Annotated in this window: 25 protein-coding genes; 14 read left to right on the top strand and 11 right to left on the bottom strand. The window is 74.0% G+C overall.

Features of this window, described 5'->3' with window-relative positions:
- Positions 1 to 15: 15 nt before the first annotated feature.
- The 3 genes from Ae150APs1_RS10460 to Ae150APs1_RS10470 all read right to left on the bottom strand — a co-directional run bounded on the left by Ae150APs1_RS10460 (position 16) and on the right by Ae150APs1_RS10470 (position 3,831).
- A complete protein-coding gene (locus Ae150APs1_RS10460) occupies positions 16 to 252 on the bottom strand; it encodes a hypothetical protein (RefSeq protein ID WP_139316866.1) in 237 nt (78 codons plus the stop codon).
- 95 nt (positions 253 to 347) lie between these two features.
- On the bottom strand, positions 348 to 2,132 hold the full coding sequence (locus Ae150APs1_RS10465) for a 3-hydroxybutyryl-CoA dehydrogenase (RefSeq protein WP_075297250.1): 1,785 nt from the start codon (positions 2,130 to 2,132) through the stop codon (positions 348 to 350).
- 172 nt (positions 2,133 to 2,304) lie between these two features.
- Positions 2,305 to 3,831, bottom strand: coding sequence for an aldehyde dehydrogenase family protein (locus Ae150APs1_RS10470; protein WP_075297252.1), 1,527 nt, complete (start codon positions 3,829 to 3,831; stop codon positions 2,305 to 2,307).
- A 115-nt stretch (positions 3,832 to 3,946) separates the two neighbouring features.
- Between Ae150APs1_RS10470 and Ae150APs1_RS32715 the strand changes: the two genes are divergently transcribed.
- Complete coding sequence (locus Ae150APs1_RS32715) at positions 3,947 to 4,402, top strand: hypothetical protein (RefSeq protein ID WP_075297254.1); 456 nt, start codon at positions 3,947 to 3,949, stop codon at positions 4,400 to 4,402.
- Positions 4,403 to 4,415: 13 nt separating this feature from the next.
- Here the strand turns inward: Ae150APs1_RS32715 and nucS are convergent, their stop codons facing one another.
- On the bottom strand, positions 4,416 to 5,075 hold the full coding sequence (nucS, locus tag Ae150APs1_RS10480; RefSeq protein WP_060574974.1) for an endonuclease NucS: 660 nt from the start codon (positions 5,073 to 5,075) through the stop codon (positions 4,416 to 4,418).
- Positions 5,076 to 5,182: 107 nt separating this feature from the next.
- On the opposite strand from nucS, the gene Ae150APs1_RS10485 reads away from it, so the two are divergent.
- On the top strand, positions 5,183 to 5,674 hold the full coding sequence (locus Ae150APs1_RS10485) for an NUDIX hydrolase (RefSeq protein ID WP_075301956.1): 492 nt from the start codon (positions 5,183 to 5,185) through the stop codon (positions 5,672 to 5,674).
- Here the strand turns inward: Ae150APs1_RS10485 and Ae150APs1_RS10490 are convergent.
- Both Ae150APs1_RS10490 and Ae150APs1_RS10495 read right to left on the bottom strand, forming a co-directional pair.
- Positions 5,626 to 6,387, bottom strand: coding sequence for an HAD-IA family hydrolase (locus Ae150APs1_RS10490; protein WP_075297256.1), 762 nt, complete (start codon positions 6,385 to 6,387; stop codon positions 5,626 to 5,628). The genes Ae150APs1_RS10485 and Ae150APs1_RS10490 overlap by 49 nt on opposite strands.
- Positions 6,384 to 7,355 (bottom strand): phosphoribulokinase, encoded by a 972-nt coding sequence (locus Ae150APs1_RS10495; protein ID WP_249266292.1) that lies wholly within the window; start codon positions 7,353 to 7,355, stop codon positions 6,384 to 6,386. Before Ae150APs1_RS10495 ends, Ae150APs1_RS10490 begins: the two co-directional genes overlap by 4 nt.
- An 81-nt stretch (positions 7,356 to 7,436) precedes the next feature.
- On the opposite strand from Ae150APs1_RS10495, the gene Ae150APs1_RS10500 reads away from it, so the two are divergent.
- The 6 genes from Ae150APs1_RS10500 (at position 7,437) to Ae150APs1_RS10525 (ending at position 13,639) form a co-directional block, all read left to right on the top strand.
- Positions 7,437 to 8,099 (top strand): response regulator transcription factor, encoded by a 663-nt coding sequence (locus Ae150APs1_RS10500; protein WP_075297258.1) that lies wholly within the window; start codon positions 7,437 to 7,439, stop codon positions 8,097 to 8,099.
- Positions 8,096 to 9,328 (top strand): GAF domain-containing sensor histidine kinase, encoded by a 1,233-nt coding sequence (locus tag Ae150APs1_RS10505; RefSeq protein ID WP_083680054.1) that lies wholly within the window; start codon positions 8,096 to 8,098, stop codon positions 9,326 to 9,328. The genes Ae150APs1_RS10500 and Ae150APs1_RS10505 overlap by 4 nt, the downstream gene beginning before the upstream one ends.
- 24 nt (positions 9,329 to 9,352) lie before the next feature.
- Entirely contained in the window at positions 9,353 to 10,783 is a 1,431-nt protein-coding gene (locus Ae150APs1_RS10510) for a form I ribulose bisphosphate carboxylase large subunit (protein WP_075297260.1), read from the top strand.
- A 14-nt stretch (positions 10,784 to 10,797) separates the two neighbouring features.
- Positions 10,798 to 11,256 carry a ribulose bisphosphate carboxylase small subunit gene (locus Ae150APs1_RS10515; protein ID WP_075297262.1) on the top strand — a complete coding sequence of 153 codons (459 nt, stop codon included), beginning with the start codon at positions 10,798 to 10,800 and terminating at the stop codon, positions 11,254 to 11,256.
- Between the two features lie 46 nt (positions 11,257 to 11,302).
- Positions 11,303 to 12,265, top strand: coding sequence for an AAA family ATPase (locus tag Ae150APs1_RS10520; RefSeq protein WP_249266293.1), 963 nt, complete (start codon positions 11,303 to 11,305; stop codon positions 12,263 to 12,265).
- Positions 12,266 to 12,754: 489 nt separating this feature from the next.
- On the top strand, positions 12,755 to 13,639 hold the full coding sequence (locus Ae150APs1_RS10525; RefSeq protein ID WP_212567198.1) for a LysR substrate-binding domain-containing protein: 885 nt from the start codon (positions 12,755 to 12,757) through the stop codon (positions 13,637 to 13,639).
- A 448-nt stretch (positions 13,640 to 14,087) separates the two neighbouring features.
- Here the strand turns inward: Ae150APs1_RS10525 and Ae150APs1_RS10530 are convergent, their stop codons facing one another.
- Both Ae150APs1_RS10530 and Ae150APs1_RS32720 read right to left on the bottom strand, forming a co-directional pair.
- Positions 14,088 to 15,320, bottom strand: a complete 1,233-nt coding sequence (locus tag Ae150APs1_RS10530; protein ID WP_075297264.1) for a cytochrome P450 — start codon at positions 15,318 to 15,320, stop codon at positions 14,088 to 14,090.
- A 43-nt stretch (positions 15,321 to 15,363) separates the two neighbouring features.
- A complete protein-coding gene (locus tag Ae150APs1_RS32720; protein ID WP_060574971.1) occupies positions 15,364 to 16,098 on the bottom strand; it encodes a TetR/AcrR family transcriptional regulator in 735 nt (244 codons plus the stop codon).
- A gap of 89 nt (positions 16,099 to 16,187) precedes the next feature.
- Here Ae150APs1_RS32720 and Ae150APs1_RS10540 point away from each other — a divergent pair, with 89 nt between their 5' ends.
- The 5 genes from Ae150APs1_RS10540 to Ae150APs1_RS10560 are packed head-to-tail and all read left to right on the top strand — an operon-like array spanning position 16,188 to position 21,726.
- The gene (locus tag Ae150APs1_RS10540) at positions 16,188 to 16,961 is read left to right on the top strand and encodes an enoyl-CoA hydratase-related protein (RefSeq protein WP_075297266.1); all 774 of its coding nucleotides are present in this window, start codon (positions 16,188 to 16,190) and stop codon (positions 16,959 to 16,961) included.
- A gap of 24 nt (positions 16,962 to 16,985) precedes the next feature.
- Positions 16,986 to 17,873, top strand: a complete 888-nt coding sequence (locus tag Ae150APs1_RS10545) for a transporter substrate-binding domain-containing protein (RefSeq protein ID WP_075297268.1) — start codon at positions 16,986 to 16,988, stop codon at positions 17,871 to 17,873.
- Between the two features lie 35 nt (positions 17,874 to 17,908).
- Complete coding sequence (locus Ae150APs1_RS30390) at positions 17,909 to 19,063, top strand: hypothetical protein (protein WP_010242593.1); 1,155 nt, start codon at positions 17,909 to 17,911, stop codon at positions 19,061 to 19,063.
- Between the two features lie 15 nt (positions 19,064 to 19,078).
- The gene (locus tag Ae150APs1_RS10555) at positions 19,079 to 19,816 is read left to right on the top strand and encodes an FHA domain-containing protein (protein WP_075297270.1); all 738 of its coding nucleotides are present in this window, start codon (positions 19,079 to 19,081) and stop codon (positions 19,814 to 19,816) included.
- A complete protein-coding gene (locus Ae150APs1_RS10560; protein WP_075297272.1) occupies positions 19,813 to 21,726 on the top strand; it encodes a serine/threonine-protein kinase in 1,914 nt (637 codons plus the stop codon). Before Ae150APs1_RS10555 ends, Ae150APs1_RS10560 begins: the two co-directional genes overlap by 4 nt.
- Positions 21,727 to 21,744: 18 nt before the next feature.
- Here Ae150APs1_RS10560 and Ae150APs1_RS10565 read toward each other — a convergent pair whose 3' ends face one another.
- Positions 21,745 to 23,763, bottom strand: coding sequence for a protein meaA (locus Ae150APs1_RS10565; protein WP_075297274.1), 2,019 nt, complete (start codon positions 23,761 to 23,763; stop codon positions 21,745 to 21,747).
- 212 nt (positions 23,764 to 23,975) lie between these two features.
- On the opposite strand from Ae150APs1_RS10565, the gene Ae150APs1_RS10570 reads away from it, so the two are divergent.
- Positions 23,976 to 24,314 (top strand): hypothetical protein, encoded by a 339-nt coding sequence (locus Ae150APs1_RS10570; RefSeq protein ID WP_083703815.1) that lies wholly within the window; start codon positions 23,976 to 23,978, stop codon positions 24,312 to 24,314.
- Positions 24,315 to 24,321: 7 nt separating this feature from the next.
- Here Ae150APs1_RS10570 and Ae150APs1_RS10575 read toward each other — a convergent pair whose 3' ends face one another.
- Together Ae150APs1_RS10575 and murA are read right to left on the bottom strand one after the other, a co-directional pair.
- On the bottom strand, positions 24,322 to 25,104 hold the full coding sequence (locus Ae150APs1_RS10575; protein WP_212567199.1) for a DUF1206 domain-containing protein: 783 nt from the start codon (positions 25,102 to 25,104) through the stop codon (positions 24,322 to 24,324).
- A gap of 194 nt (positions 25,105 to 25,298) precedes the next feature.
- Positions 25,299 to 26,567 carry a UDP-N-acetylglucosamine 1-carboxyvinyltransferase gene (gene murA, locus Ae150APs1_RS10580; RefSeq protein WP_029239152.1) on the bottom strand — a complete coding sequence of 423 codons (1,269 nt, stop codon included), beginning with the start codon at positions 26,565 to 26,567 and terminating at the stop codon, positions 25,299 to 25,301.
- Positions 26,568 to 26,624: the final 57 nt, after the last annotated feature.

A 26,624-nucleotide genomic window follows, 5' to 3' on the forward strand; every position in this document is an offset into this window, starting at 1 on the left:
GGGGCCGCGGGACCGTCAGTACCGGCGGAACCCCGGACGACGCCGGTCCCGCGCGTTCCAGCACGGCAGGTGCCAGTGCCTGCGGTACTCGACCCCACCGAGGTCGTCGGCGGGCCACGCGACCACGTGCGGGGTGCCCGACGGCAGGAGCTGGTCGCAGCCCGGGCACCGGTAGTTCTTCACCGACGACCCGCCGGGCACCCAGCGGACGTTCCACTCGCCGTCGCGGCCGCTCTCCCGCGACGTGATCATGCCGCTGCCGAGTGGCGGCGCGACGGGACGGCCCCGCCCCCTCTCCGTGGGGCGGGGCCGTCTCGATCGTCCGCGGGCCATACGACCAGTCTGACTCAGCGTGCGGTGTAGTCCCGGAACCCGTGCCCGGTCTTGCGGCCGAGCCGCCCCGCGGTCACCAGGTGCTCCAGCAACGGCGCCGGGGCGAACCCGGACTGGCGGAACTCCGAGTACAGCGAACGCTCGATCGCCAGCGAGACGTCGAGGCCCACCACGTCGAGCAGCTCGAACGGGCCCATCGGGAGCGCACAGCCGGTCTTCATGGCGGCGTCGATGTCGTCGGCGGTCGCGTAGTGCGCCTCCAGCATCTTCACCGCGTCGTTCAGGTACGGGAACAGCAGCGCGTTGACGATGAACCCGGCGCGGTCGCCGCAGCTCACCGGCACCTTCTTCAGGTTCTTGGTCACCTGCAGGACGGTCGCGGCGACGTCGCGCGAGGTGCCGATCGTCGAGACGACCTCCACCAGCTTCATCACCGGTGCCGGGTTGAAGAAGTGCATGCCGATCACGTCGCCGGGCCGCTGGGTGGCGGCGGCGCACTCGACGACCGGCAGCGACGACGTCGTCGTCGCGAGGATCGCGCCGGGCTTGCAGATCTCGTCCAGCGCGCCGAACATCGCCCGCTTCACGTCGAGCTCCTCGGCGACGGCCTCGACGACGAGGTCGACGTCGGCCATGTCCTCCAGCTGCGTGGTGCCGATGATCCGGCCGACGATCGCGTCGCGGTCGGCCTCCTCCAGCTTGCCGCGGGCGACCGCCTTGTCCAGGGACTTGCGCACGTGCGCGATCGAGCCGTCGACCTTGGACTCGCTGCGCCCGCGGACGACGACGTCGTACCCGGCCTTGGCGAACACCTCGACGATGCCCGAGGCCATGGTGCCGGTGCCGACGACGCCGACCCGGTCGACCCCGCGCAGCGTGACGTCCTCGGGGACCGCCGACGACGGCGTCTCACCGTCGGCGACGACGGTCGAGCTGTGTGGCGCCTCGTAGGTGTAGAAGCCGCGCCCGGCCTTCCGGCCCAGCAGCCCGGCGGTGATCATCTGCTTGAACACCGGGTTCGGCGCGTGCAGCAGGTTGCGCGACTCCCGGTACATCGTCTCGAGGATCTCGTAGGCGGTGTCGAGGCCGATCAGGTCGAGCAGGGCGAGCGGGCCCATCGGGTAGCCGCAGCCGTAGCGCATGCCGGCGTCGAGGTCCTCGCGGCTGGCGTAGCGCTCGGCGTACATCTTCGCCGCGTGGTTGAGGTAGCCGAAGAGCAGCGCGTTCGCGATGAAGCCGGCGCGGTCGCCGATCACGACCGGGACCTTGCCGAGCGAGTCGGCGAACGCCTGCACGTCCTCGATCACGTCCGGCTCGGTGACGACGGTGCGCACCACCTCGACCAGCTTCTGCACCGGCGCCGGGTTGAAGAAGTGCATCCCGACGACCTTGCCGGGGCGCTTGGTGCGCACGGCCAGCTCGGTCACCGACAGCGACGAGGTGTTGGAGCAGAGGATCGTGTCCTCGCCGACGACGCCGTCGACCGCGGCGAACACCTCGGCCTTGGCCTCGAGGCTCTCCGGGATCGCCTCGACGACGAGCTGGGCGGGGGCCAGGTCGGAGAGCGACGTCGTGACGGTGATCCGCCCGAGCAGCTCGTCGGCCTGCTCCTGGGTGAGCTTCCCGCGCTCGATCGCGCGCCCGGTGGAGGCGGCCAGGTGGGCGCGTCCGCGCTCCCCCGCGGCCGCGTCGACCTCGACGGCGATCACCTCGAGGCCGTTGCGGGCGAAGACCTCCACGATCCCCGCACCCATCGTGCCGAGGCCGACCACACCGACCGTCCGGATCTCGCGTGCCACGCTGGAACCTCCCAGTTCGACGTCTCTGTCTCGCGTTGCGCGCGATCCTGCCATCCGGGAGTGCTACCGGTGGGTAACATGCGACCAGGGCCACCCCCGAAGCACAGGGTCGGCCCTCCGGGCTCGTGAGTGGAAAACACGGCCCTGACCGTGTTTTCCACTCACGAGCGCGTCAGCGCCCGTACCGCGCCTTCACGATCGACGTGAGCGTCTGCATGGTCTTCGCGGTGCGCTTGAAGCTGGTCACCGCGATCGGCATCGGGAACCGTGCGCGGGCGATCGCCTGGGAGCGGGTGAACTCGCGCAGCCCGTCGGCGCCGTGGATCCGGCCGAACCCGGACTCCCCCACCCCGCCGAACGGCAGCGACGGGATCCCGGCGAACGCGATGACACCGTTGACCGACACCATCCCGCACCGCAGCCGCTCGGCGATCTCCTCGCCGTGCTTCGCGGAGAACACGGTCGCGCCGAGGCCGTAGCCGGTGGCGTTGGCGCGGCGGACCGCCTCGTCGACGTCCGGGACGCGGTTCACCACCAGCAGCGGGCCGAACGTCTCCTCGGTCACGGCGACCGAGTCCTCCGGCACGTCGGCGATCACGACCGGGGAGATGGAGCCGCCCTCGTCCGGCACGGAGCCGGCGCCGCCGACGATCGCCCGGCCGCCCTTCTCCAGCGCGTCGGTGACGTGCCGGCGCACGGTCCCGGTCTGCGACGGCATCGTCATCGGCCCGAGGTCGCCCTCGTTCGCGGCCGTGCCGACCTGCAGCTTCGACGCCGTCGCGCGGACCTTCTCCAGGAAGCGCCCGGCGACCGACTCGACGACGTAGACGCGCTCGACGCCCACGCAGGTCTGGCCGGCGTTGGACATCCCGCCCCAGACGGCGGCGTCCGCGGCGGCGTCCAGGTCGGCGTCGGCGTCGACGATCAGCGGGTCCTTGCCGCCGCACTCCATCAGCACCGGCACCAGGTTCTCCGCACACGCGGCCATCACCTTGCGCCCGGTCGCTGCCGACCCGGTGAAGGCGATCTTGCCGATGCCCGGGGCGCGGCACAGCTCGGCGCCGGTCGCCCCGTACCCGGTGACGACCGTCAGCAGCGGGTGGCAACCGACCTCCGGGATCGCCTCGGCGAGGGTGCGGGCGAGCTCGTGCCCGACCCCGGGGGTCAGCTCGGACGGCTTGAACACCACGGTGTTGCCGGCGGCGAGCGCGTAGGCGATCGAGCCCATCGGCGTGAACACCGGGTAGTTCCACGGCCCGATGACGCCGACGACGCCCAGCGGCCGGTAGCGCAGCGACGCGGCCTGGTTCGCCATCAGCAGGCCCGGCGACACCGACCGCTTCCCGAGCACCTTCTTCGCGTTGGCCGAGGCCCAGTCCAGGTGGTCGATCGCCAGGACGACCTCGAGCCGGGCGTCGTCGAAGGGCTTGCCGGACTCGTCGGACACGACCCGCGCGACGCGGTCGAGCTGGGCGACCAGCACCTTGCGCCACGCGGCCAGGCGGCGGCGCCGCTCGGCGAAGTCGAGGCCGCCCCACCAGGCGGCCGCCCCGGCCGCGTCACGGACGGCGGCGCGGACGTGCTCGCCGTCGTGCACCGGGTAGCGGGCCAGCTCGGCACCGGTGCGCGGGGACAGCGAGGCGAAGTCCTCGGGCGTGGGAGTCGTGGTCGCGGCGGAGTCAGCGGCGGTGGCACTCACGTGATCAGCGTAAACGTGCCGGGAGGGTCCGGCCGTGCCCGAGCTGGCCCGGCCGGGCCGGGAGCCCTCCCGGGCACCTCGGTGTCTGCTGGTGCACCGACCGAGGAGGACCACCGTGCCGGCCCACTGCTCCATCCTGCCGCCGCTCGTGCTCGCCGCCTGCGCCGCCGTCGCCGTCGCCGTCGCAGGGTGCGGGGGCGGCGCCCCCGCACCACGTGCGGCACCCGCGACCACGCCGCCCGCGGCTGCGGCCCCGGCACCTCCCACGACCACCGCAGCACCGGATCCGACGTGCACGGGGTCGATGGAGCGCCGCACCGACGGCCGCACCTCGACGAACTTCGGCGGCGGGGCCGGCGGCACCCTGCAGACCAGCGACGCGGGGACGTTCGTCAGCTGCGGGGACGGGCCCCGGATCCGCATCCGGATCGACCCGGGGGCGGCGCTCGTCGCGAGCTTCGAGGGTCGCGACGTGCGCATCGGCGAGCGCCGCTCCGACGCCGTGGGCCCCTACCGGGTCGCCATCACCTCGCTGACCGGGAACGCCGTCCGGTTCACTGTCACGCCGTGACGGGTCCTCGTCCTCAGAACAGCCGCATGTCCTTCGACGTCATCCCGCGCAGCTCGTCGTAGTCGACGGTCAGGCAGCGGATGCCGCGGTCGGTGGCCAGGGTGCGCGCCTGCGGCTTGATCTGCTGGGCCGCGAACACGCCCTGCACCGGGGCGAGCAGCGGGTCGCGGTTCATCAGCTCCAGGTACCGGGTGAGCTGCTCGACGCCGTCGATCTCGCCGCGGCGCTTGATCTCGACCGCGACGTGCCCGCCGTCGCCGTCCCGGCAGAGCAGGTCGACCGGCCCGACGGCGGTCATGTACTCGCGGCGGACGAGCGTCCAGCCGTCGCCGAAGGTCTCGGGGTGGGCGGCGAGCAGCTCCTGCAGGTGCGCCTCGACACCGTCCTTGACCAGGCCCGGATCGACGCCGAGCTCGTGCGAGGAGTCGTGCAGCACCTCGTCGATGGTGATCACCAGCGACTCGTCGGCCTTGTTCTTCACCGTCCAGACGCCGGGCTCCTCGGTCAGCCAGCACGGCGGCGACATCCAGTTCAGCGGCTTGTAGGCGCGGTCGTCGGCGTGCACGCTCACCGAGCCGTCGGCCTTGACCAGCAGCAACCGGGGTGCCATGGGCAGGTGGGCGGTCAGCCGTCCGGCGTAGTCCACCTGGCAGCGGGCGATCACGAGACGCACCCGGCTCACTGTAAGGCGGCCCCGGTGCGCGACCGTCCCCGGCCTGGGCCAGGCTGGTCACCGTGATCGAGCAGACCTCCACCCGCCAGGTCTACGCGAACGACTGGATGACCGTCCGGGAGGACGGCATCCGCCTCTCCGACGGCACCGAGGGGATCTACGGGGTGGTCGACAAGCCGACCTACGCCCTGGTCGTCCCCCGCGACGACGACGGCCGCCTGCACCTGGTCGAGCAGTTCCGCTACCCGGTCGGCGAGCGCCGCTGGGAGTTCCCGGCCGGCACCGCGCCGGACCGCGCCGACCAGGACCCTGCCGAGCTGGCCGAGGAGACCGGGCTCGCGGCGTCGTCGATGGCGCTGCTCGGGACGCTGGACTGCGCGCCGGGCATGTCCAGCCAGCGCGGACACGTCTACCTCGCGACCGGTCTGACCGAGGGCCCGCCGCGGCGCGAGCATCAGGAGCAGGACATGCGCGCCGCCTGGTTCACCGCGGTCGAGTTCGAGCGGATGATCCTCGACGGGCGGCTGACCGACGCGCAGACCCTCGCCGCCTACGCGCTGCTCCGCCTGCACGACGAGCGCCGGGCCGCGAGCGCCTGATCCTCCGCCGCGGTGAGCAGCTCGCGCAGCAGCACGGCGTCGAGCGGCGGATCCCCGTCGAAGGAGTCCCGCACCAGGGCGGCTCCGCGGGCGTCGTGCCCGGCCGTCGGTTCCGACCGCACGACGACGGTCATCAGCCCGGCCCCCAGCGCCGCCTGCAGTCCCGGCGCGGAGTCCTCCACCGCGACCGCGCACGACGCCGGCAGCCCCAGCCGGCGCAGCGCGAGCCGGTAGGCCTGCGGGTCCGGCTTCAACGCGGTGACGTCGTCGCCGTACACCGCCACGTCGAGCGCCCCGGAGACGTCGCCGATCAGGTGCCGCACGAGCGGCTCGGCCCACTCCCGGCGACCGGTCGTCACGACGCCGATCCGCGTGCCGTGCCGCCGCAGGTCCGCGACCAGCGTCCGGACGCCCGGCCGGGCCGGGATCGAACCGGAGCGGGCGTGCTCGGCGAACAGCGCGGTCTTGGTGCGGTGCACCGCGGCGGCGACCCGGTCGGCCTCCACGCCGGGCACCCCGCGGGCGCGCAGGTCCGCGGCGATCCGCTGCCGTCCGCCGGGGACACGCAGCAACCGGGTGTAGTGCGCCGGTGTCCAGTGCAGACCCAGGTCGTGCTCGGCGAAGGCCCGGTTGAAGGCCGGCCGGTGCCCGTCGCGCTCGGTCTCGGCGAGCGTCCCGTCGACGTCGAACAGCACCGCCTCCGGGGCGCTCACCGGCCCAGCTCCATCAGGTGGAACAGGATCAGCAGCTGGGCGATCGCCAGCGGCTCGCTGCGGCCGTCCCCGACGCGGCCCAGGCAGTCCGGGGTGTCGCGGCCCGCGTCGCCCATCTCGGCCCAGATCGACTTCTCCACCGCGACGCTCTCCTCGTGGGGCACGTAGCCGTGCACGTGCAGGGACTCGACCGGGCGGCCGTCCGGGTCCCGCTCCAGCTTCAGGTGCATCGCGCGGGTGAGCCCGGGCTGCATCACCCCGGACAGGTCCGGGTGCGGGATCGTCGGCCGCAGCATCACCGTCGCCGACAGCGGGGTGCCCTCCGGGTCGTCGCGGCTCTCGATCGGCGCGAACCGCACCACCAGGTCGGCGTGCCGGCGCTGCGGGCGGATGTGCTCGGCCGACTCGGGTTCGCGCCGGTCGAGCTCGGCCAGCACCTGGTCCGGGGTGTAGCCGCGCTTCGCGCAGTCGCGCTGCACCTTCCAGTCCCGCCGGATCTCCTCCGGCGGGTCCAGGTAGACGGTCACGTCGAAGCAGGCCCGCGACAGCTTCGAGTGCAGGGGCAGCAGCCCCTCGACGATGACGACCTCGGCCGGCTCGACCGGCTCCGGCCGGGCCAGCTCGCCCGTGGAGTGGTCGTAGACCGGCTTGAGCACGGGTTCGCCGGTGGCCAGCAGCTGCAGGTGCTGCTCCATGATCTCGACGAAGTTGCAGTCCGGGTGCAGCGCCGTGAACGGGAGGTCCCTGCGCTCGGCCCGGTCGTAGCGGTGGTAGTCGTCGGTGCACAGGGACACGCACCGGTCGGGCCCCAGCGCCTCGACCAGTCCGCGGGTCAGCGTGGTCTTGCCCGCGGCGCTGTCCCCCGCGATGGCGAGCATGATCGGTCGGCGGCGGGCCTCCTCGGGCCCGGCCCGCCGGATCCGCAGCGACTTGTCCGGCACGGCGTGCTCCTCTCCCGGTCGGGTCACCGACGCTAGGAACCGCGGGCCGGGCGGTCTCCCCCGGCACGGGGGACCCACCGGGGGAGACCGGCCCCTATCGTGGGCCGTATGACGCAGGCCACACCACTGCGACTGGTCGTGGTCGACGACCACGAGATGGTCGTCCAGGGGCTGAAGGCGATGCTCGCCCCGTTCCGTGGCCGCGTCCGGGTGGTCGGCACCGCGCACGACGTGACGGCCGCGATGGACGCGGCGCTGTCGCTGGCCCCGGACATCGTGCTGTGCGACGTCCGGATGGCGGGCGACTCCGGGCTCGACCTGTGCCGGCGTCTGCACGACCGGCTGCCCGGGCAGAAGGTCGTGCTGCTCAGCGTCTACGACGACGAGCAGTACCTGTTCCAGGCGCTGCGCGCCGGAGCGGCCGGCTACCTGCTGAAGCGGATCGGCGGCGAGGAACTGGTGCGGCAGCTGGAGCTGGCCGCGACCGGGGTGACGGTCGTGGACGCGACGATGGCCGGCCGCGCGGCGGCGTCGGCGGCCCGGCTGGAACGCAACGAGTTCTGGCCCGGGGCCCGGCTGGGGCTCACCCACCGGGAGAGCGAGGTGCTGGCCCTGCTGGTCGCCGGGCACTCGAACCGCTCGGTCGCCGCGGAGCTGGTGATCGGCGAGGAGACGGTGAAGTCGCACGTCCGCTCGGTGCTGCGCAATCTCGACGTCCCCGACCGGACGGCGGCGGTCGCCGCCGCGCTGCGCGAGGGCGTGTTCCGGTGACTGCGGCGGGGCGCGGTCTGGGGCTCGGCGACCCGGAGCGGGAGAACGCCGTCCTGCTCGGGATCATCGAGGCCACCGCGTCCGGGCCCGCGGTGGAGCCCCTCGCCGCCGCCGTCGCCCGCGTGATCACCGAGGCGACCGCGACCGACGTCTGCTTCGTGCACGTCCTCGACGACACCGACACCGCGCTGACCCTCGCCGGCGCCACCCCGCCGTTCGACGCCCGCGTCGGGACCGTGCACCTGCCGCTCGGCCACGGCGTCAGCGGCTGGGTGGCCGCCCACCGCACCCCGGCCGTGATCACCGACGACAAGACGTCCGACCCGCGCTACCTGCCGATCCCGGAGCTGCGCGGGCAGGACTACACCTCGATGGTCTCGGTGCCGATGCTGTCCGAGCCCTACGGCCTCGCCGGGGTGCTCAACGTGCACACCGTGGACCGGCGCGAGTTCGGCGACCGCGACGTCCGGCTGCTGCTGGCGATCGGCAGACTGCTGGCCGCGGCACTGCACCAGGCCCGCATGCACCGGCGGCTGCGCGCCCGGGAGCAGGCCCACGAGCGGTTCGCCGAGCAGACCGTCGCCGCGCAGGAGACGGAGCGGCGACGGCTCGCCCGCGACATCCACGACGGCATCTCGCAGCGGCTGGTCACGCTGTCGTTCCACCTCGACGCCGCGGGCACCCTGCTCGGCCACGGCGACACCGGCGGGGCCCGCACCGAGCTGGCCTGCGCCGCCGGGCTGGTCGGCACCACGCTGGACGAGGCGCGGGCGGCGATCGGTGCGCTGCGCCCGCCGGTGCTCGACGACCTCGGGCTGGCCGGGGCCCTCGCCGCGCTGGCCCGGGAGGTCCCGGAGCTCGACGTCCGGCTCGACCTCGACGAGCGACGGCTGCCCGACCACGTCGAGGTCGCCCTGTACCGGATCGCCCAGGAGGCGCTGCAGAACGTGCAGAAGCACGCGGGGGCGCACCGCGTCGTCGTCCGGCTGGCCGCCGACGACGGCGGTGTGCGCCTGGACATCACCGACGACGGCGGCGGGTTCCCGACCCACGGCGGGCCGCCCGGCGGGTACGGGATGGCCTCCATGCGGGAGCGCGCCGAGCTGATCGGCGGGACGCTGCGGGTGCGCGCACGACCGGGATCGGGGACGACGGTGGTGGTCACCGCCCCGGGCGACACTGAGCCGATCGACGAAGAATCCGCTCGGAACACTCGATTGTCCGACTGACGGTCACGCCGCACTCTGAGGTCCATGAGCGACCGATGGAGCGCGGGTGTCATCCCCTACGCGGAGATGGGGTACTGGCAGCCCGACTACGAGCCCAAGGACACCGACCTGCTCTGCGCGTTCCGGGTCACCCCGCAGGACGGGGTGCCGCCGGAGGAGGCGGGGGCCGCCGTCGCCGGGGAGTCCAGCACCGCCACCTGGACCGTGGTCTGGACCGACCGGCTGACGACCTACGAGCACTACCAGGCCAAGTGCTACGCCGTGGAGCCCGTGCCGAACACGCCGGGCCAGTGGATCGCCTACATCGCCTACGACCTCGACCTGTTCGAGGAGGGCTCGATCGCGAACCTGACGAGCTCGATCATCGGCAACGTCTTCGGCTTCAAGCCGCTCAAGGCGCTGCGCCTGGAGGACATGCGGATCCCGGCGCACTACGTGAAGACCTTCCCCGGACCGCCGCACGGCATCGTCACCGAGCGCGAGTACCTGGACAAGTTCGGCCGCCCGCTGCTCGGCGCCACCACCAAGCCGAAGCTGGGGCTGTCCGCCCGGAACTACGGCCGGGTCGTCTACGAGGCGCTGCGCGGCGGCCTGGACTTCACCAAGGACGACGAGAACATCAACTCGCAGCCCTTCATGCGCTGGCGGGACCAGTACCTGGCGTGCATGGAGGCGGTGAACCGGGCACAGGCCGCGACCGGCGAGGTGAAGGGGCACTACCTCAACGTCACCGCGGCGACGATGGAGGACATGTACGAGCGGGCGGAGTTCGCCCGCGAGCTGGGCAGCGTGATCGTCATGGTGGACCTGACGGTCGGTTACACCGCGATCCAGTCGCTCTCGACGTGGGCGCGCCGCAACGGCGTGATCCTGCACCTGCACCGGGCCGGGCACGGCACCTACACCCGGCAGAAGAACCACGGCGTCAGCTTCCGGGTGATCGCCAAGTGGATGCGGCTGGCCGGGGTGGACCACATCCACGCGGGCACCGTCGTCGGGAAGCTGGAGGGGGACCCGAACGCGGTCGCCGGGTTCTACGACGTCCTGCGCAAGGGCCGCTACGCCGCCGACCCGGTGAAGGGCCTCTACTTCGACCAAGACTGGGTGTCGATGCCGGCGACGATGCCCGTCGCCTCCGGCGGGATCCACGCCGGGCAGATGCACCAGCTGCTGCACCACCTCGGAGAGGACACCGTGCTCCAGCTCAGCGGCGGCACGATCGGGCACCCGATGGGCATCGCCGCCGGTGCCGAGGCCAACCGGGTCGCCGTCGAGGCGATGATCAAGGCCCGCAACGAGGGCGCTGACTACCTCGCCCAGGGCCCGGAGATCCTGCGCGCGGCCGCGAGGCGCAACCGGCCGCTCGAGACCGCGCTGGCGACCTGGGGCGACGTCACCTTCGACTACGCCTCGACCGACACCCCGGACGTCGTGAGCACGCCGACCCCGGCCTGAGCAGGAGGACCACCATGCGGATCACCCAGGGCACGTTCTCGTTCCTGCCCGACCTCACCGACGACGAGATCACCGCCCAGATCGGCTGGGCGCTCGACCACGGCTGGCCGTGCGCGGTCGAGTTCACCGACGACCCGCACCCCCGCAACGCCTACTGGGAGATGTGGGGCATGCCGATGTTCGACCTCGCCGACCCCGCGGGCGTGCTGGCCGAGATCGACGCCTGCCGGAGGGAGCACCCGGAGCACTACGTCCGGGTCAACGCCTACGACGCCTCGCTGGGCAGGCAGACCGTCGCGCTGTCGTTCCTGGTGCAGCGGCCGTCGGAGGAGCCGGGGTTCCGGCTGGACCGGGCCGAGGGCGGCGACCGGCGGATCGGCTACACCGTGCACCCCTACGCGACCGAGCGGCCGTCGGGGGCGCGCTACCCGGTGACGGGCGGGCACGACGGGAACGGCCGTGCCGAGCACTGAGCGGGCCGGGGCGCGGCCCGGCACCGGTCCGGCCGGTCCGGGCGCCGTGAGCACCCGCATCGCGTTCGGGGCCGCGGCGCCCCGTCCGGCCGACCCCGACCCCGTCTCCGACGGCGGCCCCGAGCTGGCCCCCGGCGACACCGTCGATCTCGGCGAGGTGCGCCGGGCGGCCGGCGTCGACGACGTCCTCGACGCGCTGGACCGCGAGCTGGTCGGGCTCGCCCCGGTGAAGCAGCGGCTGCGCGAGCTGGCGGCGCTGCTCGTCGTCGACCGGGTGCGTGCCCGGTTCGGCACCGCCACGGACCGGCCGACCCTGCACATGTGCTTCACCGGGAACCCGGGCACCGGCAAGACGACGGTCGCGCAACGGATGGCCGGGCTGCTCCACGGCCTGGGCTACCTCCGCCGCGGGCACCTGGTCACCGCGACCCGCGACGATCTCGTCGGCCAGTACGTCGGGCACACCGCGCCGAAGACCAAGGAGATCGTACAGAAGGCGCTCGGCGGGGTGCTGTTCGTCGACGAGGCCTACTACCTGCACCGGCCGGGCAACGAGCGGGACTACGGCGGCGAGGCCATCGAGATCCTGCTGCAGGCGATGGAGGACCACCGCGACGACGTCGCCGTGATCCTCGCCGGCTACGCCGACCGGATGGACACCTTCTTCACCGCGAACCCGGGCATGCAGTCGCGGGTCGCCCACCACGTCGACTTCCCGGACTTCTCCGTGGGCGAGCTCGCCGAGATCGGGCAGCGGATGGTCGCCGACCTGGACCTGGAACTGTCCGGCGAGGCGCGGACGACGCTGCACGAGTACCTGACGCTGCGGGTGGAGCAACCGTGGTTCGCCGGCGCGCGCAGCGTCCGCAACGCCCTCGACCGGGCCCGGATGCGGCAGGCCCTGCGGTTGTCCGCCGGGACCGGACGGATCGGGCTCCCCGAGCTCCGGACGCTCACGGCCGCCGACCTGCGCGCCAGCCGGGTGTTCGACGGCGGCCTGTCCCGCTGAGCACGCCCGCCGGGCCGAGCGAGCGGCGGTGCTCCCCGCCGCCGGTCACCCGCCCGGCGTCCCGCCCCCGTGCCGGCATCACGCACCCCGTGCCGGGCCGCACCCGTCGCCGCGGGCGCACCCGTGCCCCGGCCGCCACCCGGCCGCACCGTCCCCGGCCGCACCGTCCCCGGCCGTACCCGTGCCCGGCCCGGTACCCGCGGCGCCACGTACCCCCTCACGGGGGCGCACCCCGTGGCGGCGTCACGCACCCCACTCGATGGGTGCGGCGCACGGCGACGGGGTGCGCGGCACGGCGACGGGGTGCGTGACGCGGGCCACGGGGTGCGGCGCGCGGGGACGGGGTGCGGCGCGCAGAGGAGCGCGGCGCTCGGAGCGAGGTCCGGCGCCCGGGTGCGGCGTGCGGCCCGGAGGAACGGGTGCGCCCCTCGGGGGACGAGGTGCGCTGCGCGGGGACGGAGTGAGCCGGGCCGGACCTACGCTGGTCCGGTGACCACGACCGCCCGGATGCGCGCGTTCGTCGCGCTCGCCGACCAGGGCTCGGTGCGCGGCGCCGCGGCCCGGCTGGTGGTCACCGAGTCCACGGTGTCCGCGGCGGTGCGGGCGCTCGCCGAGGAGGTGGGCGTCCCGCTCGTCGAGCGGGACGGCCGCGGGGTCCGGCTGACCCCGGCCGGGCACCGCTACGCCGGTTACGCCCGACAGGTGCTCGGCCTGCTCGAGGAGGGCGCCGCGGCCGCCCGGGGCGAGGCCGACCCCGAGCACGGCAGGGTCCGGCTGGCCGCGGTCACCACCGCGGGCGAGCACCTCCTGCCGGACCTGCTCGCCGGGTTCCGGGACCGGCACCCGGGAGTCACGCTGGAGGTCGACGTCGCCCCCAGCGACCGGGTGTGGCCGATGCTCGCCCACCACGAGGTCGACGTCGTCGTCGCCGGTCGTCCGCCCGCCGCCGCGACCGGGCCGGGGGCGTCCGGTCCACCCCTGGTGCGGGCCGTGCGGGAGAACACACTGGTCGTCGTGGGTGCGCAGGCCGCCGAGCACGATCTGGCGCGTGCGACCTGGCTGCTGCGCGAGCCGGGCTCCGGTACCCGGGCCACCCAGGAGGCGCTGCTCGCCGACCTAGGTGTGGACCCGCCGCGGCTCCTGCTGGGCTCGCACGGCGCAACCGTCGCCGCCGCCCGCACGGGGCTCGGGATCACCCTCGTCTCACGTGACGCGGTGCGCCGGTTCCTCACCGACGGGGAGCTGACCGAGCTCGCGGTGCCGGGCACACCGCTGGACCGGCCGTGGCACGTGGTGACCCATCCCGACGCGACGGCGAGCACCGCGCTGCTGCTCGCACACGTCCTCGCCACCGCCCCGTGGCACGCCCTCTGACCCGCGCCCGGCACACGCGCGCCACCTCTCCCCGCGCACCGGGCCCGTACCTCCCCGCACACCCGAGCCGCATCTCCCCGCACACCCGACCGGCACCTCCACCCACACGGGCCCCGAACGGGCCCCGGACGGACATCACCCGAGCCCCGCGCGGCCCCACACGCTCCGCACCTCCACGCACACGCTCCGCACCTCCACGCACACGCTCCCCGCACCTCCACGAGACACACCGCCCGCCCGCACCCGCCGAGATGCAGCTCAGCGTCGTGAAGAGATCGACAAGTCGCTCTCAGCTGCATCTCGGCGGGTCGTTGCTCGGCGGCGCCGGCGGGGCGAGGCACGACAGGCCCGGCGGGCCGAGGCACGGCGGGTCGAGGCACGGCGGGTCCGGCGGGTCGAGGTCCGGCGGGTCGAGGTCCGGCGGGTCCGGCGGGCCGGCCGAGGAGCGTCAGGACACCCGGACCGGCAGCTCCCCCACCCGGCTGAAGCCCGGACGCGGCACCCAGACGATCTCCGCGGCGGGCGCGTCGAGGGCGAGATCGGGGAAGCGGTCGAACAGCATCCGCAGCGCCACCTCACCCTCCTGCCTGGCCAGTGCCGCTCCGAGGCAGTAGTGCGCGCCGCGGCCGAAGCCGAGGTGCCCGTCGCCACGACCGGTGTCCCGGCCGACGTCGAGCTCGTCGGGCCGGTCGTAGGCCCGCGGATCGTGGTTGGCGGGGAGCAGACCGGCGATCACCGGCGTCCCGGCGGGGATCGCGACCCCGCCCAGCTCGACGTCCTCGGTCGGGTAGCGGAACTGTGTGAACTGCACCGGCCCGCGGAACCGCATGAGCTCGTCGACCGCCTGTGGCCACAGCTCCGGGCGCTCCCGCAGCACCGCGAGCTGGTCGGGGCGTGTGAGGAGGGCGAGGGCACCGTTGGAGATCAGGTGGGCGGTCGTCTCGTGGCCGGCCATCACCAGCGCGAAGATCATCGTGACCATCTCGCGGTCGGTGAGGCGGTCGCCGTCGTCGTCCTGGGCCGCGACGAGCGCACTGATCAGGTCGTCGGCCGGTTCGGCCCGGCGGGCGTCGACCAGCGCGTGCACGTGGTCGACGGCCGCGCGCAGCACCGCCGGGACCCGCTGCGGGTCCATCGAGGTCAGCACCCGGCCCCACTCGTGCCACTGCTCGCGCTCGCCATCGGGCACGCCGACCAGCTCGCAGATCACGGTGATCGGCAGCGGGTAGCCGAACGTCTCGACGAGGTCCACCCGCCCGGCGTCGCCGATACGGTCGAGCAGTCGCGCGGTGATCTCCTCGCCCCGCGGCCGCAGGGCCTGCACCCGCTTCACGGTGAAGGCACGGGACACCAGCTTGCGCAGCCGGGCGTGCTCGGCGCCGTCGGTGGTGAGGATGTTGCGGAGCAGGTAGCCGGCCAGGTCGTCGGGGACCCCGAGCTTCTCGAACATCGCCTCCCGCATGCTCTCGGCGCCGCCGACGAGCTCGACGTCGGTGACGAACCGGGGATCGGTGAGCACGGTGCGCACGTCGTCGTGCCGGGTGACCATCACCGCGGGCGGGGTGCCCATCATCGTCACGGTCACGGCGGGCGCCTCCTCCCGCATCCGGCCGTAGGCGGCGTACGGGTCGGCGGTCAGGTCCGGGGACAGGAGGTCGCGCGGTTCGGTCGATGCGGTCATGTCGTGCTCCCTCGGTGGTGGTGGAGGTGCCGGACCCCGGCGATCACCGGACCCGGCTGCGCCATTCCTGGTCGACGTGCGCGACCAGCGGGTGGTAGACACCGGCGACCCGCGCGGCGACGTCCGGCGGGACCGGCTCGCCCGCACGCGCCGCGGGGCCGGCGAGCAGCGCCCCCACGGCGTGCTCGGCGAGGACGCCCTGCCGGGCGGCGTCGCCGGGCGCGGACGGGTCACCGCCCGGCACCGGGAGCCCGGTGGTGGCGAGGAAGCCGTAGGCGATCGCGCCCCAGCTGCGGATCTGCTCGCCGATGGAGAGGTCGGTGCCGACCAGCCCGGCCTCGCGCAGCAGGCCGAGGTGCTCGCGCACGGCGTCCTCCCGGCGGCGCGCCAGCTCGCCCAGGGTCCCGGCGGCCTCGTGCGCGAGCCGGCCGAGGACCTCGGCGTCGCCCAGGTAGAGGGCCCGGGTGACCTCGTCGGACTGCACCAGCTCGTGGATCAGGCGGGTCATCCGCCACGGCAGGACCAGCTCGGGCTCGTCCGGCATCCGGTCGGCCATCTCGCCGAACAGCCGGTGCTGGGAGCGCAGGAGCACCGTGAGGAACAGCGCGTCCTTGGTGCGGACGTGCAGGTAGACGGTGCCCTTCCCGACGCCGGCCTGCCGGGCGACGTCCTCGATCGTCACCCGCCGGTACCCGCGCCGGACGAGCAGGTCCGCGGCGGCGTCGAGCACGCGCCCCATCCGCGCCCGATCACCGGTCACCTGCTCCGCCACCGACACGGGTACCTCCGTCCGTGACCGGATCGACGATTCCGGTCACACGGTCACGGTAGCTCCGCCGCACGGGCCTGTCGAGATACCGTCGGACCATGTCCGACTACGAACACCTGCTGGTCAAGCAGGACGGCGACACGGTCCGGATCACGATGAACCGGCCGCAGCGCCGGAACTCGCTGACCGAGTGCCACCTGCGCGAGCTGCTGGACGCGTTCGAGAGCGCCGGCCGCACCGACGCGACCGGCATCGTGCTCGCCGGGGAAGGCAAGGCGTTCTCGTCCGGGCACGACTTCGGCGACGTCGCGGACCGCGACCTCGCCGGCGGCCGCGAGCTGCTGCGGCTCTGCACCACCGTGATGCGGACCGTGCAGGAGGTCCCGCAGGTGGTCGTCGCGCGCGTGCACGCGACGGCGTGGGCGGCAGGCTGCCAGCTCGTCGCGTCCTGCGATCTCGCCGTGGCGGCCGAGTCGGCGTCGTTCGCGCTGCCCGGCGGCAAGGGCGGCTGGTTCTGCCACACCCCGGCCGTGCCGGTCGCCCGCACCGTCGGCCGCAAGCGGCTCATGGAGCTGGCGCTGACCGGCGACGCGATCGACGCCGCCACGGCAGCCGACTGGGGGCTGGTCAACTACGCGGTCCCCGACGACGAGCTCGACACCCGCGTCGACGAGCTGCTGGCCCGCGCCACCCGCGGCAGCCGGTTGTCCAAGGCCGTCGGCAAGCAGACCCTCTACGCCCAGCTCGACCGGCCCGAGGCCGACGCCTACGCGATCGCCACCGAGGTCATGGCGTCCATGTCGCAGTCCGGTGGGGCGCGCGAGGGCATGGCGTCGTTCCTCGGGAAGCGCGCCCCGGTGTGGCCCGACTAGCGATCACCTAGGCTCTGCCGGACCATGTCCGATCCGAGCCTGCTGAGCAGACGACGGCTGTTCGGCGCCGCCGCGGCGCTGGGCGGCGCCGCGCTGCTCGCCGGCTGTGGCCGTGAGTCGGGTGACGCGCTGACCCGCCTGCGGGCCGGCGGCGACGTCGTCGTGGGGCTGTCGGGGGAGCGCCCGTTCGGTTTCATCGACGGCTCCGGCCGCCCCACCGGGGAGAGCCCCGAGGTCGCCCGCGCCGTCGTCGGGGAGATAGGCGGCGGGCTCGTCGCCGTCCAGCTAGCGTTCGACCAGCTGGTGCCCGCCCTGCTGGACGGCCGCTTCGACATGATCGCGGTCGGGCTCACCGTCACACCGCTGCGCTGCCAGCAGGTCGCGTTCTCCCGGCCCGACTACATCGCCCGCACCGGGCTGCTCGTGCCGACCGGCAACCTGCTCGGCGTCGCGACGCTCGGCGGTGTCCGCCGCTCCGGCGCCACCCTCGGGGTGCTGCGCAGCTCCGCCGAGCAGGAGTACGCCTATGCGGCGCGCATCCCGAACGAGAAGATCGTCACCTTCGACTCGCAGGGTGCGCTGGTCCGCGGCATCGCCCGCCAGGAGGCACAGGTCGGGGCGCTCACCCGGATATCCCTGCTGGACGAGGTGCGCCGCAACGCCGGCATCGGGCTCGAAGTGACGGGCGGGTTCGAGCCCGAGGTGAACGGCCGCCCGGTCGTCGGTGCGGGGGCGTTCGCGTTCCGCCCTGCCGACACCGGTTTCCGCGAGGAGTTCGACCGCGGCCTCACCGCGCTGCAGGAGTCCGGGCGCTGGCTGGAGGCGGCCCGGCCGTTCGGTTTCACCGAGGAGAACGTCCCGCCGCGCGGGCTCACCATCGACGATCTCTGCGCGCGGACACCCGAGTCGTGACCCGGCAGGCCTCGCGGGAATGCGAGGATCCGACCATGTCACTGCGCATCGCCGGGATCCCGGTCCCCGGCCCGTCGGACCTGCTCTCCGGAGCGGCCTCGGTCGTCGACCGGACCGGGGAGCTGGCGGAGACCGTGGCCGGGCTGCCGTCGCGGGCCGGGGAGCTGCTCGACGAGGTCGGCTCGCTGGTCGGCCGGATCGGCACGATCGCGACCCGGGCGGAGGCGCTGCTCGACCGGGTCGACGGCGTCGTCGACCGGGCCGAGGACCTGATCGGGACCGTGGGCTCGGTCGCCGCGGAGGCCACCGACGTGGTCGCGCGCGTCCGGCCGGTGGCCGACCGCGCGGACGAGCTGGTGGCCCGGGTGTCCACCGTGGCCGACGACGCGACCGGCCTGGTCACCCGGGTGTCCACGGTGGCCGAGGAGGCGACCGGCCTGGTGCGGCGGGTGTCCACCGTGGCCGACGACGCGGACTCGCTGGTCGAGCGGGTCACCGGCGTGGCGGAGAACGCCGACGGCCTGGTCCGCAAGGTCACCACCGTCGCCGACGACGCCGACGGGCTCGTCCGCCGGGTCACGACCGTCGCCGAGAACGCGGACGGACTGGTGCAGAAGGTCACCACCGTGTCCGAGGACGCGAGCGGGCTGGTCCGCCGGGTCACCACGGTCTCCGAGCGCGCCGACGGCCTCGTGGAGCAGGTGTCCGCGGTCGCCGGGAACGCCGAGGGCCTCGTCGCCCGGGTCGACGCCGTCGCCGGGAACGCCGACGGCCTGATCACCACCGTCACCACCGTCAGCGACCGGGCCGGCGACCTGATCACGCAGGTCGAGCGGGTCACCGGGTCGGCGACGACCGTCGTCGACCAGGCGTCCGGGATCAGCGACCGCGCCGGGGAGCTCGTCGACCTCTACGCCCCGCTCGCCCGCCGCGCCGCGCCGCTCGCGACGAAGTTCCTCGACGAGCTGTCCGAGGACGAGGTGCACGCCGCGATCCGCCTGGTCGACCAGCTCCCGGTGCTCACCGAGCACCTCGAGGACGACATCCTGCCGATCCTCGCGACACTCGACCGCGTCGGACCGGACGTCCACGAGCTCCTGGACGTGCTGAAGGAGGTCCGGCAGGCGATCATCGGTATCCCCGGTTTCAAGCTCCTGAGCCGGCGGGGCGGCGAGAAGGACGACAGCTGAGCGAGGGGAGGACACGTGCAGCAGCGACCGTCGGCCGAGCACACGTTGTTCGTGCAGACCCTGGCAGGCAGCGCCACCTTCGGCCCGAAGGAGGGCCGTGAGGTCCTGTTCGGACGCAACCGGCCGCTGGTGCACCTCACCCTCGGCGAGGACGATCCGCAGGTCAGCCGCGAGCACGGCCGCCTGAGGTTCACCGGCGGCCGCTGGTGGCTCAGCAACTCCGGACGGACCGGCGTCCGGTTCCCGGCCGGTACCGAGCTGCGTCCCGGCGGCGAGCCGGTGCCGGTCCCGCCCGGATACACGCTGGTCACCGTGCTCGGCTCCCCCGGCCGGGAGCACGCGCTGGAGGTGCGGGTCAGCGGCCCGGACCGGGTGCGCCCGCTCCCCCGGCACGACGACAGCACCCGGGTCCCCCGGCCCTGGCCGCTCGACGGGGACGAGCGCCTCGCCGCCCTCGCGCTCGCCCGCCGCTACCTGCAGAACGATCCCCGTCCGACTCCGCAGTCCTGGCGCCAGGTCAGCGACGAGATGCAGCAGGCCGATCCCGGCGGCGGCTGGACCCACCGCCGCGCCGAGCACACGGTGCGGGCGATCCGGGAGCGGCTGTCCGCCGCCGGGGTGGCCGGGCTGCTGGCCTCGGAGATCGAGCCGCCCGTGGGCAACCGGCTCAACGAGAACCTGGTGGCCGAGCTGATCCGCACCAACACCGTCACCGAACCCGATCTCGACGAGCTGGACCGGGAGCCCGGGTGACGGCACCGCTCGTCGAGGGCACCGTCGTCGCCGGGCGGTACGAGGTCCGGGAGCGGCTGGGCGCCGGGGGCATGGGCGTCGTGCACCGGGCACGCGACACCGCGCTGGACCGCGACGTCGCCCTCAAGCAGGTGCAGACGGGTGCCGCCGCCGAGGACGGCGCGGCCGCGATGCGCCGCCTCCGGCGTGAGGCTCAGGTCGCCGCCCAGCTGCACCACGGGCGGATCGTCACCGTCTTCGACGTCCTGGAGCTCCCGGCCGGCCCGCTGCTGGTCATGGAGTACGTGCCCTCGGCAGGTCTGGACGCGCTGCTGACCGGAACCGGGCCGCTGGCGCCCGGCGCCGCGGCCCGGATCGGCGCGCAGGTCGCCGAGGCGCTCGCGGCGCTGCACGCGGCCGGCATCGTGCACCGCGACGTGAAGCCCGGCAACGTCCTGGTGTCCGACGACGGCCCCGTCAAGCTCACCGACTTCGGCATCTCACTGATCCCCGGCCGGCACTCGCTGACCGTCGGAACACTCGGGACCCCGGCCTACTTCGCCCCGGAGACAGCGCGGGGCGACGAACCGGCGGCCCCGGCCGACGTCTACGGGCTCGGTGCGACGCTGCGGGTCGCCGTCGACGGAGAGCCCCCGTTCGGCTGGGCCGACGACAGCCCGCTGGCCCTCATCCGCCGCATCGCCGACGCCGACCCGGTCCCGCCGCCCGCACTGGACGGTCCACTGGGTGCACTGCTCGCGACGATGACGGCGGCCGACCCCGCCGCCCGTCCGACGGCGGCCGAGGCGGCCCGGCGGCTCTGGGCGCTGGCCGACCGCGACGAGCCCGAGCCCGCGGCCCCGGCGGACCCCGGCCGCCGCACGACCACCCCGGAGGTCCGGCCGGACGATCCGACCGACCCGCCCGGCCACGGGACGGCGGACGGCCCGGCCGCCGCCCGCCGGCGCCGTCTCCTGTTCGGCGGAGCGGCCGTCGTCGCGGTCGTGGCGGTCGTCGCCGCCGTTGCGCTGATCCCGCAGGAACGCGGCGCCGACGCGCCCGCCCCGGCCCCGGTGGCGCTGCCCGCGTCGGTCCCGCCGCTGGCCGCGGGCGACCAGCGCACCGCCGACCCGTGCCTGGCCGACCCGGCGGCGCTCGCCCCGTTCGCGCCCGCGGTGAGGGAGCCCGACTACGGCAACCTCGCGGCCTGCTCGATCGTGTTCGTGGTCGGCGGGGACGACGCCGGTGGCGTCGACATCCGCTACCGCCGCGCCACCGGCAGCCCGCCCGAGGGCGAGCAGCAGCGCCTCGGCGACGCCGTGCTGGTGCGCCGACCGGCCGAGGGCACGTCGTGCATGCGGTTCCTGTGGCTCGACGACGGCACCCAGGTCTCGATCTCGGCCGACCACGACGCCGGCCGGACCCGCGGACTGGACCCCTGCGCGGCCGCCGAGGCGGCCGCCGCCTCCGCCGCGACCCGGCTCGCCGCGGACGGCATCCCCCGCCGTCCGGTACCGCCGCCGGGCGGCAGCGTCCTCTGGACGACCGACGCCTGCGACACCCTGCGCCCCGAGGACCTCACGATGCTGCCGGCCCCGGCGCGCACCGACTCCTACCGCGACTTCGCCGGCTGGTCCTGCAGCTGGGACGCCGGCGACGCGGGCGCGGACCTGCAGCTGACGGTCTCGTTCGACCGCTACGACACCCCGTCCGCGACCGGGCAGCCGCTCGCGGGCACGGCGGCGTTCGTCCGTGACGACGGCCCCGACGCGTGCAACGGCGAGGTCCCGGTGCGGGAGTTCACCGGGACGAACGGCCGCCCGATGGCCGAGCTCGTCCGGGTCAAGGCCGAGGAGGGCGGGCGCTCGACGTCGCAGCTGTGCGAACTCGCGGGCCGTCTCGCCGACACCGCGGCCGCCCGGGTGCGCTGACCCGGGCGGTCCGCCGGATCAGGACAGGCCCTGCGCGTCCCGGACGAGGGTCACGATCTCGTCCATCATCCCGGTCAGCCGGAAGTTCTTCGGCGTGAACACCGCGGCGATCCCGCCCTCACGCAGCCGCTTCTCGTCCTCCGGCGGGATGATCCCCCCGACGACGACCGGGATGTCCCCGGCGCCCGCGTCACGCAGCCCCTGCACGACCGCCGGCACGACCTCCAGGTGCGAGCCCGACAGCACCGACAGCCCGACGGCGTGCACGCCCTCCTGCACCGCGGCCGCGACGATCTGCGACGGGGTGAGCCGGATGCCCTGGTAGACGACCTCGAAGCCGACGTCGCGGGCGCGCACGGCGACCTGCTCGGCACCGTTGGAGTGGCCGTCGAGACCCGGCTTGCCGACGAGCATCCGGAGGCGCTGGCCGAGCTCGTCACCGGTGGCGCGGACCCGCTCGCGGACCTCAGCGATCTCCCCGGCGCCCTCACCGGACGCCGACGCCGACGACACACCGGTCGGGGCACGGAACTCGCCGAACACCTCGCGCAGCGCACCGGCCCACTCGCCGGTCGTCACGCCGGCCTTGGCGCAGTCGATCGAGACCTGCATGAGGTTCTGCTCGGTCTTCGCGGCGTCGCGCAGTGCCCGCAGCGACTCGTCGACGGCCGCGGCCTCCCGCTCGGAACGCCACCGCCCGATGGCCTCGATCGCGGACCGCTCGGTCTCGGGGTCGACCGTGAAGATCGCCCCGGCGCCCTCGGCCTGCAGCGGGCTGGGCTCGGTGGTGTCGAACTTGTTGACCCCGACGACGACGCGGTCGCCGGACTCCATCTCACGGCGGTACGCGGCCAGGGAGCTGACCAGCTCGCCCTTCATGTAGCCGGACTCGACGGCCGAGACCGCACCGCCCATCTCCTGCACCCGGTCGATCTCGGCGCGGGCGCCCTCGACGAGCTCGGACACCTTGGCCTCGACCACCCGGGAGCCGTCGAAGATGTCCTCGTACTCGAGCAGGTCGGTCTCGTAGGCCAGCACCTGCTGCATCCGCAGCGCCCACTGCTGGTCCCACGGCCGCGGCAGGCCCAGCGCCTCGTTCCACGCCGGCAGCTGCACGGCGCGGGCCCGCGCGTCCTTGGACAGGGTGACGGCGAGCATCTCCAGCACGATCCGCTGGACGTTGTTCTCCGGCTGCGCCTCGGTCAGTCCCAGCGAGTTGACCTGCACGCCGTAGCGCAGGCGCCGCTGCTTGGGGTTCTCGACGCCGTAGCGCTCCAGGGTGATCTCGTCCCACAGGCGCGCGAGCGCCCGCATCTTGCACATCTCCTCGACGAACCGCAGGCCCGCGTTCACGAAGAACGAGATCCGCCCGACGACGTCGCCGAACTTCTCCGGCGGCACCTGGCCGGAGTCGCGCACCGAGTCCAGCACCGCGATCGCGGTGGACAGCGCGTACGCCAGCTCCTGCGTCGGCGTCGCCCCGGCCTCCTGCAGGTGGTAGCTGCAGATGTTGATCGGGTTCCACTTGGGGATCTCGGTGACCGACCAGGCGACCATGTCGGTGATCAGCCGCAGGCTGGGTCCGGGCGGGAACACGTAGGTGCCCCGCGACAGGTACTCCTTGACGATGTCGTTCTGCGTGGTACCGGCGAGCTTCGCCCGGACCTCGGAGTAGTCGAGGCCCTGCTGCTCGGCCTGCTCTTCGGCGACCGCCACGTAGAGGGAGAGCAGCCACATCGCCGGCGCGTTGATCGTCATCGAGGTGTTGGCCTCGGCGACGGGGATGCCGTCGAACAGGGCGCGCATGTCACCGATGTGGCTGACCGGGACGCCGACCTTGCCGACCTCGCCCTTGGCGAGCTCGTCGTCGGGGTCGTAGCCGGTCTGGGTCGGCAGGTCGAAGGCCACCGAGAGACCGGTCTGGCCCTTGGCCAGGTTCCGGCGGTACAGCTCGTTGGTCTTCTCGGCCGACGAGTGACCGGCGTAGGTGCGGATCACCCACGGACGGTCGCGCTCGCGATCGGTCGGGTACGGCACCGGAACCTCCGTCGTCGTCTGCACAGTCGGCACTGTCTGCACGTCGGGACAAGACTACTGGCGAGTAGGGCGGATCGGGTGCCCGGTCGTCCCTCGTCACACACGTCTGCGCGGCAAACTACGCGATCCGTACGGGAAACCGAGCACTGGATCGGTTCACGCCCCACCCGTCGGAGAGGGCGGCAGGGCCCGGCGGGTGCGACCATCGGGCGATGGAGATGGACGTCGTCCCACGGCTCGGCACGATCCTCGGCCTGGTCGTGGTGCTGGTCGCCATCGGACTGCTGCTGCGCTGGACGTTCGGGCACCAGAAGAACGTGACCCTCCCCACCGACGACCCCGACGACCCCGTCGCGACCGGCCTGCTGACCGAGGTCTCGCGGGTACCGGGGAAGGACGCGGCGCGGATCCTGCGCGACCGGCTGCGCGCGCAGGGCATCCGGGCGACGATCACGCCCGGCTCCGACGACCGGGGCGGGTTCGCCCTGCTCGTCTTCCCGAAGGACGTGCCCGACGCCCGGGTCGTGCTCAGCCGGGGCGCACTGGACTGACGGACGCTCAGGTGACCCGGTGGTATCGGGCGTCGAAGAAGCAGAACACGCCGTAGCAGGCGATCCCCAGCCCGACCGCGACGAGCAGGAACACCCCGTAGGGCTGCTCGCGCAGGGCCTTCAGCGCCGAGTCGAGTCCGTTCGCACGCGCCGGGTCGAACGTCAGCGCGGCGACACCGACGAGGATCCCGAGCACACCGATCGCGACGCCCTTCGCGATGAACCCGATCTGCCCGGTACGGGCATCGAGCCGGCGGACCCGGCGATCGGCACCCGCCAGGTCCTGGTCCTCGAGGAAGCGCTGCTGCCAGCCGTTCCACACCATCACGCCACCGCCCACGAGCACCCCAAGTCCGACGAGCGCGGTCACGATCTGCCCGCCCGGCAGGCCCAGCAGGCCCGCGGTCGCCTGCCCGCCCCCGCCCGACGACGCACGTCCGCTCAGCGCCGTCGTCGCCGCCGCGACCGCCAGCACCGCGTAGACCACGGCCTGCCCGGCGGACACCACGCGCTTGACCAGCCTGCGGGACCGGTCGCCGACGTAGCCGAAACCCCACACCGCCGAGACGGCCCGCCACAGGACGACCGCCGCGAACCCCACGACCAGGAGCCACAGGAAGGCCCGGCCCAGCGGTTCGGCGGCGATCGCACCCAGCGCACCGTTCTGGTCCGCCTGCGCTCCGGACCCGAGCGCCACCTGCACCGCCAGCCAGCCGATCAGCAGGTGCAGGACGCCGTTCGCGGCGATCCCCACCCGCGCCGCGATCCGGACCGGCGTCGAGTGCGCCACGTCCCGTGCTCCGCTCGCCGCCCGGCGACCGGCCCGTGACACGTCAGCAGCATCCGGGGCGCTCACCATGGCGGCCTCCTCGTCGACGGCGGAACCCGACAGCCGGGCCGCCCGTGGCGTACCGGAAGCCTGCCACGATCGGGTGACGCGCGCCGATCGGGACCGTCGGGCTCGCGGACGCCGGGAGGCCGGGCTCAGCGCTCCGGCTCGCCCGCCACCCGGCGGATGTCCGCGCCCAGCGCGGAGAGGTTCTCGACGAAGCGCGGGTAGCCGCGGTCGATGTGCGCGACGTCCCAGACCTCGGTCGTGCCGCGGGCGCACAGTCCGGCCAGGACCAGGCCCGCACCGGCCCGGATGTCGCTGGCCCACACCGGCGCCGAGGACAGCTCCTCCCGCCCGCGCACGACGGCGTGGTGCCCGTCCGTGCGGGCGTCGGCGCCGAGCCGGACCATCTCGTCGACGAACCGGAACCGTGCCTCGAACACGTTCTCGGTGATCATCGACGTGCCTTCGGCGACGGCGGAGAGCGCGATCGCCATCGGCTGCAGGTCCGTGGCGAAACCCGGGTAGGGCAGCGTCACGAAGTCCACCGCCTCCGGGCGGCCCGGCATCGCGACGGAGAACTCCTCCTCGCCGGTGGAGATCTCGGCGCCCGCGCTGCGCAGCTTGTCCAGCACGAGGTCGATGTGGTGCGGGTCCACCCCGCGGACGGTCACCTCGCCGCGGGTCATCGCCGCCGCGAACGCCCAGGTCGCTCCGACGATCCGGTCGCCGATCACCCGGTGCGTGGTGGGCTGCAGGCCGGTCACGCCGTGCACGGTCAGCGTCGAGGACCCGACGCCCTCCAGCTTCGCGCCCATCTGCTGCAGCATCACGCAGAGATCGACGATCTCCGGCTCGCGGGCCGCGTTGTCGATGACGGTGGTGCCCTCGGCGAGCACCGCCGCCATCAGGATGTTCTCGGTCGCGCCGACGCTGGGGAAGTCCAGCCAGATCTGCGCACCGTGCAGGTCCTGCGCCGAGGCGGTGACACTGCCGTGCTCGATGTCGGTCGTCGCTCCCAGCTTCCGCAGGCCGTTCTGGTGCATGTCCAGCGGCCGGGAGCCGATCGCGTCGCCACCGGGCAGCGGGACGACGGCCCGCCGGCAGCGCGCCACCAGCGGCCCGAGCACGCAGACCGACGCGCGCAGCTTCGACACCGAGCGGTAGTCCGCCTCGGCGCCGGGGTTCGCCGGGACGTCGATGTGCACGGTGCCGCCCTCGATCGCCACCGCGCAGCCGAGGCTGCGCAGGACGTCCGCCATCAGCGGCACGTCCAGGATCTCGGGGCAGTTCTCGAGCGTCGTCCGGCCCTCGGCCAGCAGCGCCGCAGCCATCAGCTTGAGCACACTGTTCTTCGCCCCGACGACGTCGACGGACCCGCTCAGCCGGGCCCCGCCGCGGACCGCGAAATGCTCCACCACGTCCGGAACGGTAACGGGGCGGTCACCGGGGCACGGGCACACCCCGACGTGTCGGGC

This window comes from Pseudonocardia sp. Ae150A_Ps1, from assembly GCF_001932315.1.
In the GTDB taxonomy this organism is placed as follows: domain Bacteria; phylum Actinomycetota; class Actinomycetes; order Mycobacteriales; family Pseudonocardiaceae; genus Pseudonocardia.